The 3,170-nt window shown below is 71.7% G+C and carries 3 protein-coding genes; 2 read left to right on the forward strand and 1 reads right to left on the reverse strand.

The window, feature by feature from the left end; translation table 11 throughout:
- Positions 1-74 precede the first annotated feature (74 nt).
- Complete coding sequence (locus AB0G02_RS32855) at positions 75-1,631, forward strand: 4-hydroxyphenylacetate 3-hydroxylase N-terminal domain-containing protein (RefSeq protein ID WP_360802026.1); 1,557 nt, start codon at positions 75-77, stop codon at positions 1,629-1,631.
- Positions 1,632-1,641: 10 nt separating this feature from the next.
- On the opposite strand, the gene AB0G02_RS32860 is transcribed toward AB0G02_RS32855, so the two are convergent.
- Positions 1,642-2,874, reverse strand: coding sequence for a TetR/AcrR family transcriptional regulator (locus AB0G02_RS32860; protein WP_360802028.1), 1,233 nt, complete (start codon positions 2,872-2,874; stop codon positions 1,642-1,644).
- A gap of 94 nt (positions 2,875-2,968) precedes the next feature.
- On the opposite strand from AB0G02_RS32860, the gene AB0G02_RS32865 reads away from it, so the two are divergent.
- On the forward strand, positions 2,969-3,170 hold a 202-nt coding region (locus tag AB0G02_RS32865), incomplete at its 3' end, for an FAD-dependent monooxygenase (RefSeq protein ID WP_360802031.1).

Raw genomic sequence — 3,170 nt, forward strand, 5'->3', positions numbered from 1 at the left:
GGGCGGTCGAGGCCGCCCGCACCGCGCCCTGCCGTGGCCGCACCGCCGGGAACCGGAACCGAGGAGACACCGCCATGACCGATCCCGACCGCGCCGCCGCCGCACCGACCGCGCGCCCCCTGACCGGGGACGAGTACATCGAGAGCCTGCACGACGGCCGGGAGGTCTACCTGTACGGGGAACGCGTCGCGGACGTGACGACCCACCCGGCGTTCCGCAACCCGGTGCGGATGACCGCGCGCCTCTACGACGCCCTGCACGACGAGAAGACGCGTGACGTCCTGACCTGCCCGACCGACACCGGCAGCGGCGGCTACACGATGCGCTACTTCCGCACCGCCCGCACGGCCGCGGACCTGGTCGGGGACCGCGACGCCATCGCGCAGTGGGCCCGCATCACGTACGGGTGGATGGGCCGCAGCCCGGACTACAAGGCGGCCTTCCTCGGCACCCTGGGCGCCAACTCCGACTTCTACCACCCCTACCAGGACAACGCGTTGCGCTGGTACCGGGAGTCGCAGGAGAAGGTCCTCTACTGGAACCACGCGATCGTCCACCCTCCCGTCGACCGCAACCGCCCGTCGGAGGAGGTCCGCGACGTCTTCGTCCACGTGGAGAAGGAGACCGGCAACGGGCTCGTCGTCAGCGGCGCGAAGGTCGTCGCCACCGGGTCCGCGATCACGCACCTGAACTTCATCGCCCACTACGGGATGCCGCTGAAGGACCGGCGGTTCGCACTGGTCTGCACGATCCCCATGGGCTCACCCGGCATGAAGCTGATCTGCCGCCCGTCCTACTCGATGTCCGCGGCCGTGATGGGCAGCCCGTTCGACCACCCGCTGTCCAGCCGGCTGGACGAGAACGACACGATCTTCGTGCTGGACAAGGTCCTGGTCCCGTGGGAGAACGTCTTCGTCTACGGCGACCTGGACAAGGCGAACGAGTTCCCGGCCGCCTCCGGTTTCCTGCCCCGCTTCACGTTCCAGGGCTGCACCCGGCTCGCGGTCAAGCTGGACTTCCTGTCCGGCCTGCTGCTCAAGGCGGTGTCCATCACCGGTGTGCGGGACTTCCGCGGCGTGCAGGCGCGGATCGGTGAGGTGCTCGCCTGGCGCAACATGATGTGGGCGCTCACCGACTCCATGGCGCACAACCCGGACCCGTGGGTCGGGGGCGCGGTCCTGCCGAACCTCAACTCCGGCCTGGCCTACCGCTGGTTCATGACCGTGGGCTACCCGCGGGTGAAGGAGATCATCGAGCAGGACCTGGGTTCCGCCCTGATCTACCTGAACTCGCACGCCGCCGACTTCGCCAACCCCGACGTCCGGCCGTACCTGGACAAGTACGTCCGCGGCTCGAACGGCTACGACGCGGTCCAGCGGGTCAAGGTGATGAAGCTGCTGTGGGACGCGATCGGTTCGGAGTTCGGTGGTCGCCACGAGCTGTACGAGCGCAACTACGGCGGCAACCACGAGGCCGTCCGCACCGAGATCCTGGCCGCCCAGGACGCGATGGGCCTGACCCGCGCCTACGAGGACTTCGCCGACCTGTGCCTGTCCGAGTACGACCTCGACGGCTGGACCGCGCCCGACCTGGTCAACCCGGACGACGTCAACCGCATCGGCCGGTTCTGATCCCGTCCGGTCACCCGGCGCCGTTCCCGAGGCGGTCGGTCAGGCCGGCGGGCCACCCGTGCTCCAGGAGGTCGGTGACGACGTCCAGGGTGCGGCGGGGGTCGGTGGTGGTGTGGGCCAGGTCCGGGATCTGCAGGACGTAGCGGGCCAGGAGGCGGGTCGTGAGGTCGTCGGCGGGGACGCCTGCTTCCCCGGCGATGGCGGCGGCCAGGGGATCCTGGAGGGCGGTCCACGTGCGGAGGGCGTAGTCGCTCAGCTCCGGCGTGGCGCGGACGAGGTCGAGCACGCGGCGTTGCTCGGGCGCGGGGTCCGGGTCGAACGGGCCGCGGGTGGCCAGGTGGTCGTGCAGTGCCCGCAGGACCGTCTGGCCGGGCGCGCGGAGGCGGACCACGCGGGCCAGGACGGCGGCGTTGTCGTCCCGGTTGCCGGGGAAGACCAGGCTCGCCTTGCCGTCGGGGAAGTAGGTGAACAGGGTCGCCAGGGACGTGCCCGCCGCGTCGGCCACCTCGCGGACGCCGACGTCGTCGTAGCCGCGCTCGGCGAACAGTTCCCGCGCGGCGGTCGTGATCGCACGCCGGGTCTGGGCCTTCTTGCGCTCCCGCAGGCCCGGCGGACGGGTCGGTGACGGTGGCGCCGGTGGGGGCGTCGCGGGCGCGGAGCGCAGTTCCGGGGCGGGCCAGCCGTCGGTGAGGAGCGCGAAGGCGGCGTCCAGCTCGCCGCGCGGGTCGTCGCGGTGCCAGGGCTGGGCGTGGTCCAGGACGAACCGGGCCACCGCGCGGGCGGCGACGTCCGCGCCGGGGACGTCCGGCCCGGCCCGGCTGATCGCCGCGGCCAGCTCCTCCTCGTACCGCAGCCACATCCGGCGGGCGTGGTCGCGCAACGCCGGGGTGCCGGCGACCAGCTCGGAGAACGCGGCCGTGCGCGGGTCGGCGGGCTCGGCGCCGTAGCGGCTCCCCAGCAGCCAGACGCGCAGCGCCTCCAGCGGGGACGTCCCCCCGGGGCGGTCGCGGACGGCGGCGACCAGCCCGGCCTCGACGTCGGCCTCCTCGTCGAAGACCAGGGACTCCTTGGTCGGGAAGTGCTTGAACAGCCCGCTCATCGACACGTCGGCGGCCGCGGCCACGTCCTTGACCGAGACCTGGTCGAACCCGCGGGCGAGGAACAGGTCGAGCGCGGTGTCCGCGATCACCTGCCTGGTGCGGGCCTTCTTGCGCTCCCGGCGCCCGGTGGTGACCTCGGTCATGACGACAGCTTACCGGAACAACTCTGTGAGTAGAGTCGCTCTAGTTTTAGAGCAACTGCACGACTACGGTCGTTCTCGAAGACGAGGAGACACCATGAGCACCCACCACCCCATCGCGATCATCGGCGCGGGCCTCGGCGGCCTGACCCTGGCGCGCGTCCTGCACACCCGCGGCATCGAGGCGGCCGTGTTCGAGCTGGAAGCCGACCGGCACGTCCGCACCCAGGGAGGCATGCTCGACATCCACGAGGACTCCGGGCAGGTCGCCCTGCACGCCGCCGGCCTGCACGAACCGT

The organism is Actinosynnema sp. NPDC023658, assembly GCF_040639995.1.
In the GTDB taxonomy this organism is placed as follows: Bacteria; Actinomycetota; Actinomycetes; order Mycobacteriales; family Pseudonocardiaceae; genus Actinosynnema.

Coding starts and splice junctions, on each gene's coding strand:
- AB0G02_RS32855 (WP_360802026.1), top strand. CDS start 75: ATGACCGATCCCGACCGCGCCGCCGCCGCACCGACCGCGCGCCCCCTG.
- AB0G02_RS32860 (WP_360802028.1), bottom strand. CDS start 2,874: ATGACCGAGGTCACCACCGGGCGCCGGGAGCGCAAGAAGGCCCGCACC.